Consider the following 14,212-nt stretch of genomic DNA (forward strand, 5'->3'; position numbering starts at 1 on the left):
CGCCTCCTTTCCGTTCAGGCCGGCGTCTCGCCGGGGTCGACGACCGGGATTCCCTTGGGCGGGGTCTCCGTCGTCGTGCCGTCGTCCGCGCGGTCGACCACGCCGACCATCGCGGGCCGCAGCACGCGGTCGCCGATGCGGTAGCCGCGGCGCATCACGCTCGAGACCACCGTCACCGTCGGTCCGGTGACGTCCGCGCTCTCGTGCTGCACGGCCTCGTGCACCGCCGGGTCGAAGGGCTCGCCCTCGACCCCGAAGGGCTCCAGGCCCAGCTTCTGCACCACGGACACGAGCTTGTCGGCCACCGACTTGAACGGCCCCGTGAGGTCGCCGTGCACGCCGGCCCGCTCGACGTCGTCGAGCACGGTGAGCAGCTCGCCGACGAACTGGGCACGCGTGTTGACCAGCACCGTCTCGCGGTCGCGGTCGACGCGCCGCCGGTAGTTCGCGTACTCGGCCGACAGGCGCTGCAGGTCCGACGTGCGCTCCGCGACCTCGGCGGTCAGCTCGGCGACACGGGGGTCGTCGGCCGGGGTCTCGGCGGCCGGGGCGGCCCCGGACTCCCCAGAAACGGGGTGGGCAGTCTCCGACTGCGCGTCCGGGGTCCGCACCGCGCCCGTCTCCGGGTCGATCCGGCGACGGTCCCGCACCACGACCCGCTCGCCGTTCTCGTCAGAGTGGCGGTTCGGGTCCTGGCTCACTTCTTGTCCTCGTCCACGATCTCGGCGTCGACGACGTCGTCCGCACCCGACTGGGACTGACCGGCGTCCGCGCCCGGGGCCGCACCGGCGGCACCGGCGTCGCCTGGCTGCTGCTGGTAGAGAGCAGCGCCGAGCTTCTGCGACTCGGTCGCGAGCTTCTCCATCGACGCCTTGATGGCGGCGGTGTCGGTGCCCTTGAGGGACTCCTGCGCCTCGGTCAACGCGGCGTTCACCGAGTCCTTGACCTCAGCCGGGAGCTTCTCGTCGTTCTCCTTGACGAACTTCTCGGTCTGGTACACCAGCGACTCGGCCTGGTTGCGGACCTCGGCGTCCTCGCGGCGCTGGCGGTCCTCCTCGGCGTGCGCCTCGGCCTCGCGCATCATCCGGTCGATCTCGTCCTTACCCAGGGCGGACCCGCCGGTGATCTGCATGGCCTGGCTCTTGCCGGTGCCCATGTCCTTCGCCGAGACGTTCACGATGCCGTTGGCGTCGATGTCGAAGGAGACCTCGATCTGCGGCACGCCACGCGGGGCGGGCGGCAGGCCGGTCAGCTCGAACATGCCGAGCTTCTTGTTGTACGCCGCGATCTCGCGCTCACCCTGGAACACCTGGATCTGCACGGACGGCTGGTTGTCGTCGGCCGTCGTGAAGATCTCCGACCGCTTGGTGGGGATCGTGGTGTTGCGCTCGATGAGCTTGGTCATCACGCCGCCCTTGGTCTCGATGCCCAGGGACAGCGGGGTGACGTCGAGCAGCAGGACGTCCTTGACCTCGCCCTTCAGGACACCGGCCTGCAGGACGGCGCCCACGGCGACGACCTCGTCCGGGTTCACGCCCTTGTTGGGCTCCCGGCCACCGGTCAGCTCCTTGACGAGCTCGGCGACGGCGGGCATGCGGGTGGAGCCACCCACGAGCACGACGTGGTCGATCTGGCCGACGGAGATCCCGGCGTCCTTGATGACCTGGTTGAACGGGGCGCGGGTGCGGTCGAGCAGGTCGCTGGTGATCCGCTGGAACTCCGCACGCGACAGGGTCTCGTCGAGGAACAGCGGGTTCTTGTCGGCGTCGACCGTGATGTACGGCAGGTTGATCGTGGCCGTGTTCTGGCTCGACAGCTCGATCTTGGCCCGCTCGGCGGCCTCACGCAGACGCTGCATGGCCATCTTGTCGCGAGTCAGGTCGATGCCCTGGCTGGCCTTGAACTTGTCGACGAGCCAGGTGATGATCCGCTCGTCCCAGTCGTCGCCGCCGAGGTGGTTGTCGCCGTTGGTCGCCTTGACCTCGACGACGCCCTCACCGATCTCCAACAGCGAGACGTCGAACGTGCCGCCACCCAGGTCGAAGACCAGGATGGTCTGCTCCTTGTCGCCCTTGTCCAAGCCGTAGGCCAGGGCGGCCGCGGTGGGCTCGTTGACGATGCGGAGCACGTTGAGACCCGCGATCTGGCCGGCCTCCTTGGTGGCCTGGCGCTGCGCGTCCTCGAAGTAGGCGGGGACGGTGATCACAGCGTCCGTGATCTCCTCACCCAGGTACGACTCGGCGTCGCGCTTGAGCTTCTGCAGCACGCGCGCGCTGATCTCCTGGGCGGAGTACTTCTTGCCGTCGATGTCCGGCGTGCTCCAGCCGGTCCCGATGTGGCGCTTGACCGAACGCAGGGTCCGGTCGACGTTGGTGACCGCCTGGTTCTTGGCGGACTGACCGACCAACACCTCGCCGTTGCGAGCGAACGCCACGACCGAGGGCGTGGTCCGCGAACCCTCCGAGTTCGCGATGACCGTCGGCTCGCCGCCCTCGAGGACGGCGACGACCGAGTTGGTGGTCCCGAGGTCGATACCGACCGAACGAGCCATGGTGCTTCCTCCGTTGATACTGCGTTGGTACTGCGGGGAGTCTTGAGCTTGCTCGACTCAAGTTCTAGCGGCTCCGACACGGATCGTCAAACCGAACCTGAGCCGGTACCGCTCAACTTGCTCATCCTGCCCAACGTGCGACCCCCCCGGAATGTTCCGGGGCCGTCGGCCGAATCGCGGCCGGACACGTACCCGGGTTCACCCCTTCCTGACGAGCCGTTTCGGCGAGATCACCGGATCGTGCGGAGAACCGGGCGCATTCACCCGTCAGTGCGGTGGTTGCGCGAGCCGGAGTGCCGCATCGGGCTGTACTAATCACCCACGGGCAGCACATGAGGGCGGCACTCACCCGGCGCGACACACCGCGCGTGACGGAACCGGTAGGGGAATCGGAGGGGCGGATGCGGATACTGCTGGTCTCCGACCTGCACCTGGACACCGCGTTCGGGTGGGCAGGGCCGGCGCTCGGCGAGGTGCTGCGGGCCAACCTGCGCGCGACGCTCGACCGGATCGCCGCACTGGCGCGCCAGTCGCGCGCCGACGCGCTCCTGTGCGGAGGTGATCTCTTCGACCAGGCCCGCGCCACCCCGAAGACCCTCGACCATCTGCGGACCTCGTTCGCCGAGCTCGAGGTCCCGGTGCACCTCACCCCCGGAGACGACGACTGGTACGGCCCGTCGAGCCCGTACCGGCAGGTCGACTGGTCGCCGAACGTCCACGTCTTCACCGAGGCCCGGCTCACCCCGGTCACCGTCGAGGACGGCCTGACGCTCTGGGGTGCCGCGCACGACTCGCCCGCGAGCACCGGTGGCTTCCTCGACGGGTTCCGCGTGGACCGCGCGGGGGTCAACCTCGCCCTGTTCCACGGCTGCGAGACCGGCACGACCGCCGCCGCCGTGCCGTACGCGCCGTTCCGGGCCGAGCAGGTGGAGGCCGCCGGGCTGGACCACGCGCTGCTCGGGCACGTACACACCCCCGTCGACCACGCGCAGTTCACGTACCCGGGCAATCCCTGCCCGCTCACGCCCGGCGAGACCGGCCCGCGTGGCGCGGTGCTGGTCGCCGTGGGCGACGACGGCGCGGTGGAGCGCACCCGCTACGACGTCGCAGGCGGCCGCGTGCACGAGGTCTCGGTGGACGTCACGGGCGCGAGCCACTCGGCCGAGATGCGGGAGCGGGTCGAGGAGGCGGTGGCCGGCCTGGCCGGAGTCGTCCGCGTGACCGTCCACGGCGCGCTCGCCCCCTCGGTCGACCTCGCCGACCTCACGGGTCTCGGTCAAGACGACGCTGCACACCTCGACGGACTGGTGCTGCGCCAGGGACAGCTCGACCTCGGCCACGACCTCGACGCGCTGGCCGGCGAACGAACGGTGCGCGGGCAGTTCGTCCGTGACGTCCGCGCCGATTCCTCGCTCGACGAGGAGACCCGCACGCGGGTGCTGCTCGCCGGGCTGCGGGCCCTGGACGGGCGCACGCCCGAGCCGGCCGTCGGATAAGGAAAGGGGGGCAGCCGTGCGGATCGAATCCGTCACCGCGCAGGCCTTCGGGCCGCTCGCCGGGGAGACCTTGGCGCTGGCGCCGGGGCTGACCGTCGTCAGCGGAGTCAACGAGTCGGCGAAGTCGTCGTGGCACGCCGCGCTCTACGCGGCGCTGTGCGGCCGGAGCCGGGGCGCCGTCGCACCGACCCCGGAGGACCGTCGGCTGCTCGAGCGCTACAAGCCGTGGGACGGGTCGCCCTGGCTGGTGTCCGCGGTGGTCGTGCTCGACGACGGACGCCGGGTGGAGATCTGCCAGGACCTCGACGGCACGTCAGGGAGCACCGTCGTCGAACTCGGCGACGAGGACGGCGACGGCGTCGTCCCGCGTACCGACATCACCTCGGAGATCCTCACCGCGGACGGACCGGACGCCAGCCGCTGGCTCGGCCTGGACCGCTCCGCGTTCGGTGCGGTCGCGCTGGTGAACCAGGCCGAGCACCGCGCAGTGCGCGACGCCGCCCACGGGCTGCAGCACTACCTGCTGCGGGCAGCCGAGAGCGCCCGCACCGGGGGCACGGCCGGGCCTGCGCTGGCCGCGCTCGACCGGTTCCAGCAGGAACGGCTCGGTCGTGAGGGCGGCAACCCTCTGCTGCTCGCCCAGGAGCGCGTGCGGCTCGCCCGCGAGGCGCGGGTGGTCGCCCGCCGGGGCCAGGAGCAGTACCTCGCCGGCCTGGCCGCCGCATGCCGCCGGCGCAGCTCGACCGCGGACGACTCGGCACGGTTGCAGTCCGCCCAGGGGGCATTGCGCGGGCTGGAGGCGCTGCGCGACGCCGCCCGGGCGGCCGACGAGGCACGGGCGGCGGCCGAGCGGTCGCGCACCGAGCTGGCGGCGGCGACGGCGGCCTGCGAGGCGGCCGCCGCGCGGTCGGTCCGTGCCGCGGCGATGTCGACGGGTGTGCCGGAACAGAACTCCGGGCGCGTCGACGTCGACGCGCCGCCCGACGAGACCGCGCTGCTCGACGAGGTCGACTCCGCGCGCCGTGCGTGGGACATCCGGCCCGTCCCGCCACCCCTCGACGGACCCTGCACCCGGCAGCTGCGCCGCGAGCTCGCCGCACTGCCCGACGGTGCCGACCCCGCCGTGCGGGCACTGGCCCAGCAGCACCGCGAGGCGGTCGACGCGGTCGCGGCGCACCCCGTGGCGCGTCCGGCCCCGCGCCCGTCGCCCGCGCCCGCCGAGGAACTGCGCCGGATCGCCGACGTCCTCACCGCCCCGGCCCCCCGGCTCGACGCGACGTCGGCGGGCGGGCCGGCGCTCGCCGAGCTGACGTCGGTCGTCGAGGCCGCGGAGACCCGGCAGCGGGAGACCGCGGCCGCAGCGGAGGCCGCAGAGCAGGACGCCGCAACAGCGGCGGAGCGCTACGAGCGGATGCGGGCGGCCGCGCCGGTCGCCGGGGCCAAGCGGTCCGGCAAGGCGCGCGGCCGGCTCAAGGCCCTCGCGCTGACCGTGCTCGGCGTCGGCGTCGGGCTCGCCGCGCTGTACTTCGGCCTGCTCGCGGCGCTGGTCTTCAGCGCGATCGTCATCCTGCCCGTCGTCGTGTCGCTCCTGGCAGCCGTCGTCGTCGCAGTGCGCGCCGTGCGCAAGCCCGGCAAGAAGCCGGGACAGCCGCTCGTCGAAGACCTCGTCGGCGCCATCGTGACGGTGCGCGAGAAGAGGGCGGCGGCCACGCGGGCCCGTGACGAGGCGCGTGCGGCTGAGGAGCACCTCGCCGAGTGCCGCGCACAGCAGAAGGCCGCGCAGCGGGGCGAGCGGCCGGACCCGGCGCGTCAGCAGGCACTCGACTGGTGCGCGGAGCACGGTCTGCGCGCGGACCCGGCGGCGCTGCGGGCGCTGGCGGACCGGACGGAGCAGCAGTCGGCATGGCACGACGCGGAGCGGTCGCGGCTCGCCGCGGCCGTCGCCCGCACCGGCGACGAGCTGCGGGCGGCGCTGCGCGAGCGCGGGATCCTCGACGAGGGCTCGCCGCTGGAGCAGTTCGCACGGTACGAGGAGCAGTCGGGCGGCGCCGGTGCGCGCCGCGCGGAGCTGGAGCGCGCGCTCGCGGCGCGCATCGCCGCGGAGGAGACCGCGGCGCACGTCGTCGCCACCCGCCGGGACGCGGTCGCCCGCCTGCGTTCGGTGGCCGGTGCGGCCGGGCTGGACTCGTCGGGCGAGCCGGAGACGCTGGTGGCCGCCCTGGACGGATGGCGCGCGACCCGGACCGCACACGGCGCCGTGGCGCTGGCCGAGCGGCCGCGGCCGCGCTTCGTCACGACCGACCCGACCGCGAACGGCAGCGGTGCAGCTCCCGAGCTGGCCACGTTGCTCGACGGCGGCCCCCCCGACGACCTGCGCGGCCGCGAGGAGGCGCTGCGGGCCGAGCGGGACGAGCGTCTGGCGCAGGCCTGGGCCGCCGACCTGGCCGCGTGCGAGGCGCGCCAGCGCCGCGACGAGCTCGCCAAGGCGGCGGCGGTCGACCCCGTGCGGGCCGGCGACCGCTCCGTCGTCACCGCCCTCATCGAGGTGGCGCAGGCCGAGGTGCGGCGCGCCCGCGCAGCACTGGAGCAACAGCCTGCAGCCCTGCCCGTCCCCGTCGAGGGGCCGGGTGTGGCCCGGGCCGACGAGGAAGTCGAGGCGGCGGAGGCCGAGCTGCGCCGCATCGAGCAGCTGCGCCGCACCACGGCACTGACCCGCCGGTTCCTCGCCCGGGCCCAGGAGCAGGCACACCAGGACCTCGCGCCGGTACTGGAGGCGACGCTGCGGACCTGGCTGCCGGCTGTGACCGGGGGGCGCTACGTCGACGCGACCGTCGACCCGGAGACCCTCGCGATCCAGGTCTACGGGTCGGGCGGCCGCTGGCGGCCGCTGGACCGGCTCTCGGCGGGCACGACCGACCAGGTCTACCTGCTGCTGCGGGTGGCGCTGGCCCAGCACCTGGCGACGACGGGCGAGACCTGCCCCCTGCTGCTGGACGGCGTGACGGCGCAGTCCGACGACGAGCGCACCCGGGAGATCCTCGACCTGCTGCTGCGGCTGGCCGCCGAGCGTCAGGTGGTGCTGTTCACCCAGGAGGAGACGGTGCTGCGATGGGCCCGGGAGCACCTCGACGGCGACCGGCACCGCGTCCGGGAGCTCACCCGCCTCCCCGTCGCCTGACAGGGAGACCTGACAGGGAGACCTGACAGGGAGCCTCAGAGCGGGGCGGCGGGGCGGGGCTCGACGCGCCCGTCCGCCGCCCGGGGCAGCGGGTCGTCGATCGGGGCGAGGACCTTGTGCCGTTCCGGGTCGGGGATCGGCTGATCCGCGGCGTCGTGGTACTCCAGCCGGCCCTCGGCGTCGAGGTCGGTCACGTACCCGGCGGCCTGCAGCTGCTCCTCGTCGAGGTCGACGAGACGTTCCCAGCGGCTGGGCACGACCTTGTAGTCGGGCCAGGGCAGCTCCGCGTAGGCGTCGTGCAGGTCGGCCAGCAGGCCGACGAACACCTGCTGCCAGCGCAGCGGCATCGACTGGGCGAGCGAGCGGGGCACCACGAGGTGGTCGGCCGTGGCGCCACGGGCCGGGCGGTCGAGGTAGTCCTGCACCGGCGTCGTGGACGCCGGGAGGGACGGGTCGGGCATCGACGCTCCATCATCAGGCGCGGCTGTTGGGGGTCGTCCCGGGGCGCGTCGCGAGAGGCACCAGCTCGTTGTAGCCCCACGGGACCGGCCGCACCCGGACGGACTCGCCACTGTAGGGGGCCTCCACCATCTGCCCGTCACCCATGTACAGCATCACGTGGTGGATGGTCGCGGGGTCGCTCGGGTCGGTGGCGTAGAACAGCAGGTCGCCGGGCTGTGCCTGCTTGATCGGGACGTGGCCGCCCGCCTGGAACTGCTGCCACGACACCCGCGGCAGGTCGATCCCGGCCGCCTGGAAGGCGCGCAGCATGAGCCCGGAGCAGTCGTAGGTGTTGGGCCCGGTCGCCCCCCAGACGTAGGGCTTCCCGACCTCGGCGAGCGCGAAGCGGATCGCGTTGCCCGCCGCGCCCGCGGGCAACGTCGCCGTGTTCGGCCCGCACCCGGTGGGATCGGCGACGCCCGCGAGCTGGGAGACGAGCTCGGCGGCCAGCCCCTCCCACTTGGCGTAGGCGTCGGGGAAGGCCGAGCGCTGCACCGTCTGGGCCGCCACCGTCACCGGCAGCCGGTCCCAGTTCGGCACCTGCAGCAACTTGTCGAGGAAGATGGTGGTGCTGTAGACGGGGTCGAGGACCTGGGCCGGTGAGCCCCAGCCCTGCGACGGCCGCTGCTGGAACAGCCCCAGCGAGTCGCGGTCGCCGTAGTTGATGTTGCGCAGGTCGGACTCCTGCTTGGCCGTGGCCAGCGCCACGAGCCACGCCCGCGGCGGCGCACCCTTCTGCTTCGCCACCCCGATGATCGTCGTGGCGTTCTGCCGCTGCTCGGCGCTGAGGGTGGCTGCCGTGTCGCCCGCCTGCCCGCGCCCGGACTGGGTGGCCGACCGCAGCCCCGCGTCGCAGTAGCCGGGGACGAAGCTCGCCCCGCCGCCGGTGCCGCCCTGGTACGCGAGGAACCCGAACACCAGGAAGATCACGAGCGCGCCGCCGACGGCCACCAGCGGCACGAGCAGGCGCAGCGGGCGCAGCAACCTCATGGCGCTCCCCCGGTCACGCCTTGTCGTAGCCGGCGACCCGCCAGCCGTCGTCGGTCAGCACCACCAGCACGTCGAGGGTCAGGGCGTTCGTCGGCACCGTCACCTGCACGGAGCGGGCCGCGACCTTGGTCGCCCGGGGCTCACCTGTGACGCGCGTGGCCGGGATGTTCGCCGGGTCCACGCCCACCAGCACGCCCAAGTACTCGTCGGTGGTGAACGGGCGCAGGCCGTCGACCCACTTCTGGGCCGGGACGCCCGGCGGGTGGTCGACCCACGCCCCCGTCCACCGCGCCGCGACGGACAGCGCGGGAGAAGGAGCGGCCGACAACGGCAGGTTCCTCGGGGTGAGCGGGGCGACCGGCGGCAGGACGGTCGGGGCGGGCGCCGCGTCGGCCCCCGGTGCGGCCGGCTGGGCCGTCGCCGGGGCTTCGCTCGCGACCGTGGTGCCCCTGGTCCCGCGCACGGCGCCGATCGCCGCGACGGCGCCGACGACCACGGCGAGCAGCAGCACCGCGCTGAGCCCGAGCCGCGCCGGCGAGCGCAACGGCCACTGCCAGAGCACGCGGTAGGCCGCGGATCGGCCCCTAGGCGTCCTGATCGGCACCGGGACCCGTCCCTTCTCGCCGGCTCCGCTCAGTCACTCCCGCTCCCGCTGTAGGCGGGGCGGTTCCGGGTGGACCGGTAGATCCGGTAGACCGGCACGCCGTCGACGAGCTCGGCCGTGACCGGTCGTGCGCCGCCCGGGCGCAACGGCACGGCGTCCGGCCTGCGGTAGATCACGCGGTCGTCGATCTCCCCGGAGTCGGCCCACCCGGGGAAGCCCGAGCCGGTGCCGACGCCGTCGGGTCCCGCAGGCAGAGCCGCCCGGCGCGCGGCCGGGATGCTCGGCCGGGCGGGCGCCTCGACCTCCGTCCGCCGTCGTGACGTCCACGCCCCGGTGCCGGTCTGATACGCCTGGGCCACGATCGGCGCCGCCTCGGGCCGCACGAAATCGTGGCCGCCGACGCCCTCGGCCGAGGTGCGCCGCTCCTCCCACCAGCGCGACTGGCGGTCGTCGTTCGCCCCGCCGCGCACGCGCTGCCAGACCCGCGACATCGGCCCGGTGCCGGCGCCCGGCACGATCCCGCCGAACTGCTCGTTCGTCAGCGACACCATCGACACCAGCCGCCGGAACGGCCGGGCCACCGCCCACAGCACCACGGTGACCACCCCCGTGACCAGCAACGCGAGCCACAGGTCGATGCCCGAACCGGGCCGGAACAGCGTGACGACCAGCAGCGCGTGCAGGCCCGCCAGCGCCCCGACGACGATCGTGTTGACGATCGCCGCGCCCGCCACCCGCAACAGCGCCGGCAGGATCTCGGGCTTGAGCACGGCGACCACCGCGATCGCCGGCGCCGTCATCACCATCAGCCGCAGCAGCAGCAGCGCCGTGAGCACCAGGACCTTGCTGAGCAGCTGGAACAGCGCGATGCACGCGGCCTGGATCACCGCGAGGACACCGACGCCGATCCGGCTGCCGGACTTGCCCTGGAAGTAGCTGTAGCGGTCGCCCATCTGGCCGGCCACCGCGGCGAAGTCGGCCTTCTTCTGCTCCGCCAGCGCCGCGTTGTCGCGGCCCTCGGCCACCTCCTGCTTGGTGAACGTCTGCGCGCGCAGCAGGTTCCGGCCAAGCTGCTGGGCCTGCGGAACGTCGGGCGACCCGAACTCGCCACGCACCCAGTTGTCGTACACAACCCGATCCACCAGCACGGTCGGCAGCGTGTCGCGGTCGCCGAGCCCGACCTGCGACAGGAACCCCTCCTGCATCTGCGTCACGCCGTCGAGCAGCAGGCCGTCGGCGGCCTTCGCCCACTCGACCGGGGTCAGGTAGGCGGCCGACCCCACCATGAGCGCGGCGAGGGCGAACGCCGTGCGCTGCGCCTGGCGGGCCAGGTCGCCCCGGATGGCGAGCACGAGCAGGACGACCGACAGCACGACCAGCGCGGGGCCGATCCACGTGGTGAAGACGGCCTCGTACATCGCCGACGTCGCGTCGCGGATCACCCCGTCGAGCGGCGCGAGCAGGTTGCCGCCCCCGGAGATCAGGTAGTGCGCCCAGTTGACCCCGCCCACGGCGAACTTCGCGATGTTGAAGGCCTGGTTGCCCAGCCACGTGTCGGTGGTCGAGGCGGGGTTGAAGGCCGTGCCTGCGCAGCCGAGGTCGTAGTTGTGCCAGACCATGCCGGCGTAGCCGACCTCGTTGTAGACGCTGCCGGGTTCACCGGCGCTCAGGGTCGGCGGGTCCAGCGAGCCGACGAGCCCCGTGCCGGGCCGGTCCGGCTCCGGCGACTCCTTGCACTCGAGGCCCTGCGCGAACGCGGGCGTCCCGAGGAGCACGGACCCGGCGACCAGGCCGGTCACGACCAGCAGCGCGACGCGCCGACGCGGCCGCTCCGGGTCCGCCGGCCGCCGCGCGCGCAGTGCCTTGACGACCGCCTTGACGACCGCCTTGACGACCGCGACCAGCACCGCGGCCGCCAGCACCCCGAACACCGGCAGGCCGCTGGTCACCGCACGGCCCCACCATGGACCCGGTCGTCGCCCGGCGACCGGGAACCGGCCGGACCCGAACCGTTGCCGTTCCCCCGCGACCGTCCACCGTCGACCGCCAGGTCGTCCAGGTCGTCGAAGAGGTCGAGATCCTCGTCGTCGAGCAGCTCGGCCTCGGCCGCGGAGAGCGACGGGGCTTGCCCGGCACCGTTGCGCGCGCGGACCGCGCGGCGCGCGGCCTCGGTGCGCTCGTCCGACACCGCGCCGAGCGGAGCGGGCTCGTCCGGCGCCAGCAGTGCGGCCGCGCCGGGTACGCCGCGCACGGCGATGCGGTTGGCGTCCGGGTTCGTGTCGAGCGCCTCGCGCACGTGGTCCAGGTGCGGCGCCTCGAGGTCGATACGGATCTTCTCGACGCCGCCGTGCCCGTCGGCGAACACGAACTGCCGCGGCGTGTCGTCCGGCCGGTCGTCGTGCCGCGGCCGCGGGGACAGCGTGCCCAGCATCTGCTCGTAACCGACCCCGGTCGGCACCCGCAGCAGCCGCAGCGCCTCGGTCTGGGCCTCCTCGTCGTCCGTCCGGCCGACGAACACGGCGTTGACCAGCGAGGCGAACCCGGACACCCGGAGCAGGTCGCCCGCGAGCTGCGAGGCGAACAGCGCCCGGACGTTGAACTTGCGGGAGTCGCGGGCCAGCCGGTCGATGAGGACCTTGCCCGTCGGCACCTGCGACAGGAAGTGCGTCTCGTCCAGCGCGACGCCCTTGCGCAGGTTGCGGTCGGCGTCGTAGATCGTGCGCTGGGTCAGCCACGACGCCAGGTTGAGCAGCTCGACGGCGAGCGACTCGGCGTCCGTCCACTCCTCGCGGGGGCTGCCCGGGCGCGGCAGCGACATCCCCTGCATGGTCAGCACCGTCAGCCGGTAGTCGCGGTCGGCCTGCCACGGGTCGTCCCTGCTGGTGTCCGGGAACAGCAGCGCGGCCTGCGGCAGCTCGCGGCGCTCCTCCAGGAAGTCGGCGACGACGCCCGCGTGCTCCTCGCCGTCGCGGGCGTGCCGGCGCAGGGTGTCGATGACCATGCCGGGATGGCGGTCCGGCGCGCCGCCCACTTCACGGACGGCGCGCAGCAGCACGATGCGGGTGTGCGGCAGCCGGGCGACGTCGTAGGGCACCAGCCCGGTGAGCACGTCGAGCACCAGCCGGCGCCGGGTCGCCGCGGCCAGGGAGCGCTCCCGCCGCCACGCGCGCTCGGGCTCGTCCTCGTCCGCGAAGTGGTCGGCCCGCGGCTCGGCCACGACCCGGTACGGGTTGAGGATGCCGGGCTCGGCACGCAGCAGGTTGATGTGGCGGGAGAACGGCGCCAGCTCGGGGAGGCGGGTGAGCGCGGCCAGCGGCCCGGACGGGTCGAGCACCGTCCACCGGGCGCCGGCACGCAGCGTCTTGTAGACGATCAGCCCGGTCAGGAACGACTTGCCCGACCCCAGGCCGCCGACCACCGCCGTCAGCCCGGACGCGCGCCGGACCTCCTGGGCGAGCCACGGGTCCCAGGCCACGGGGCGCCGGGTGGCGGTGCAGGTCTCGCCCAGCATGATCCCGCGGCGGTCGCCGACGCTGGCGGTGGCGGCGGGCACCGCGGCGGCGGCCCACATGACTGATCCGCGGCGGCGGTAGGCCGTCGACGCCAGCGGCTCGCCCGGGATGAACTCGCGGGCGTAGCGGTACTGGGCCTCGGGATGCTCGATCTGCACCTTCGGCCGGTAGATCTCGAGCACCTGCTGGGCCCGGGAGACGGCCTCGGCCTCGTCGCGGCCCGACACCGCGATCCGCCACCAGCCGTAGAGCCTGGTGTTGAGCTGGGTCAGCCCGTTGGTCAGCTCGTCTTCGACCTCGAGCACCCGTTCGGCCTGCCGGGCCAGCGACATCGGCGGGTCGAGGTCGTGGTCGTGCGTGTAGTGCCGGATCTGGCTGCGCACCTTGCCCATCTGGCGCTGCAGCTCGCCGGCCACCTCCTCCGGGCGGCGCACGTAGATCCGCGCGGACCACTCGACCGGGAACGGCAGCCGGTCGCTGTGCTGCATCCACGGGTCGTCGACCTCGGGGATGCGCAGGCCGTCCATCAGCCCGACCGTCAGGACGGCGACGTTGCGCTGGACCGTCGCCGAGCGCAGCCTGCCGACGACCCGCACCGTCGGCGCGTAGGGCTCCTGGAACATGTCGACGCCGTCGGTGAACGCCGCGAGGTCTTCGGTCTCCCAGCGGGAGTTGGTGGTGGCGGAGATCGTGCGGGGCGCGGGCAGGCCCAGCGAGCACGACCGGTGCATCAGCCACGCGACGTCGTCGCCGGTCGCGGGCACGGCGTCCAGGCCACTGCCGGCGACGAGCTCGTCGAGGTGCCCGACCTCCGACGTCAGCGCCGACAGCTCGGCCCGCGCCGCCGCCGGCGCGACCTTGCCCAGCACGGGCGCCGCCTTCTCCACCCAGCGGTCGAGAATGCTGCGCCCCGACACCTCGATGCCGAGGAAGACCTCCTTGTCCGACATCGACAGGCCCATGAGGTGGCGCTGCTCGCCCTCAAGGAAGCCGTCCCAGCCCAGGCCGCCGGGTACGTCCGGCAGCCGGCCCAGGGCGTTGTTGTCGAACGACTCGGCCCACATGTGCACGGGATAGGGCCGGGTGGTCACCCGGATGTGCAGCCAGCGCCCCTGCAGCTCGCCGAGCTGCGCGGCGATCTGGCGGATCAGCACCTCGCGCTGCGAGTCGCTGCGGAAGCTCCAGGCCTGCGCGGCCAGCCGGTACCAGGCCATGACCTGGGTGCCGGTGCGGGTGAGGTGTCCGTCGATCGAGCGCAACCCGATGTCCGGCGAGTACTTGGGCAGGTCCGCCTCGCCCGCCAGGTAGCGGCCACGTCGCCGACGGGGCTCCTCCGCGGGCATCTCCCGGCGCGCGTTGCGCCGGGGATCTCGACCCTTC

Annotated in this window: 9 protein-coding genes; 2 read left to right on the top strand and 7 right to left on the bottom strand. The window is 73.7% G+C overall.

Annotated elements, in window-relative coordinates; all coding sequences use genetic code 11:
- Positions 1-14: 14 nt before the first annotated feature.
- The gene (grpE, locus tag RM445_RS01540; protein ID WP_311554104.1) at positions 15-701 is read right to left on the bottom strand and encodes a nucleotide exchange factor GrpE; all 687 of its coding nucleotides are present in this window, start codon (positions 699-701) and stop codon (positions 15-17) included.
- Complete coding sequence (dnaK, locus tag RM445_RS01545; protein WP_311554105.1) at positions 698-2,551, bottom strand: molecular chaperone DnaK; 1,854 nt, start codon at positions 2,549-2,551, stop codon at positions 698-700. Before dnaK ends, grpE begins: the two co-directional genes overlap by 4 nt.
- A gap of 401 nt (positions 2,552-2,952) precedes the next feature.
- Here dnaK and RM445_RS01550 point away from each other — a divergent pair, with 401 nt between their 5' ends.
- The gene (locus RM445_RS01550) at positions 2,953-4,047 is read left to right on the top strand and encodes a metallophosphoesterase family protein (RefSeq protein WP_311554106.1); all 1,095 of its coding nucleotides are present in this window, start codon (positions 2,953-2,955) and stop codon (positions 4,045-4,047) included.
- Positions 4,048-4,063: 16 nt separating this feature from the next.
- Positions 4,064-7,225: an AAA family ATPase gene (locus tag RM445_RS01555; protein ID WP_311554107.1), complete on the top strand. Its 3,162-nt coding sequence runs from the start codon at positions 4,064-4,066 to the stop codon at positions 7,223-7,225.
- Between the two features lie 35 nt (positions 7,226-7,260).
- Here RM445_RS01555 and RM445_RS01560 read toward each other — a convergent pair whose 3' ends face one another.
- Genes RM445_RS01560 through RM445_RS01580 form a run of 5 tightly spaced genes read right to left on the bottom strand, consistent with a single transcriptional unit; the run spans position 7,261 to position 14,175 of the window.
- Complete coding sequence (locus RM445_RS01560) at positions 7,261-7,686, bottom strand: hypothetical protein (RefSeq protein WP_311554108.1); 426 nt, start codon at positions 7,684-7,686, stop codon at positions 7,261-7,263.
- 13 nt (positions 7,687-7,699) lie between these two features.
- Positions 7,700-8,716, bottom strand: a complete 1,017-nt coding sequence (locus tag RM445_RS01565) for a C40 family peptidase (protein ID WP_311554109.1) — start codon at positions 8,714-8,716, stop codon at positions 7,700-7,702.
- A gap of 13 nt (positions 8,717-8,729) precedes the next feature.
- A complete protein-coding gene (locus tag RM445_RS01570; RefSeq protein WP_311554110.1) occupies positions 8,730-9,320 on the bottom strand; it encodes a hypothetical protein in 591 nt (196 codons plus the stop codon).
- A 29-nt stretch (positions 9,321-9,349) separates the two neighbouring features.
- Positions 9,350-11,269 (bottom strand): hypothetical protein, encoded by a 1,920-nt coding sequence (locus tag RM445_RS01575; protein WP_311554111.1) that lies wholly within the window; start codon positions 11,267-11,269, stop codon positions 9,350-9,352.
- Positions 11,266-14,175 carry an ATP-binding protein gene (locus RM445_RS01580; RefSeq protein WP_311554384.1) on the bottom strand — a complete coding sequence of 970 codons (2,910 nt, stop codon included), beginning with the start codon at positions 14,173-14,175 and terminating at the stop codon, positions 11,266-11,268. The genes RM445_RS01575 and RM445_RS01580 overlap by 4 nt, the downstream gene beginning before the upstream one ends.
- Positions 14,176-14,212: the final 37 nt, after the last annotated feature.

This window comes from Pseudonocardia charpentierae, from assembly GCF_031845345.1.
GTDB lineage: Bacteria > Actinomycetota > Actinomycetes > Mycobacteriales > Pseudonocardiaceae > Pseudonocardia > Pseudonocardia charpentierae.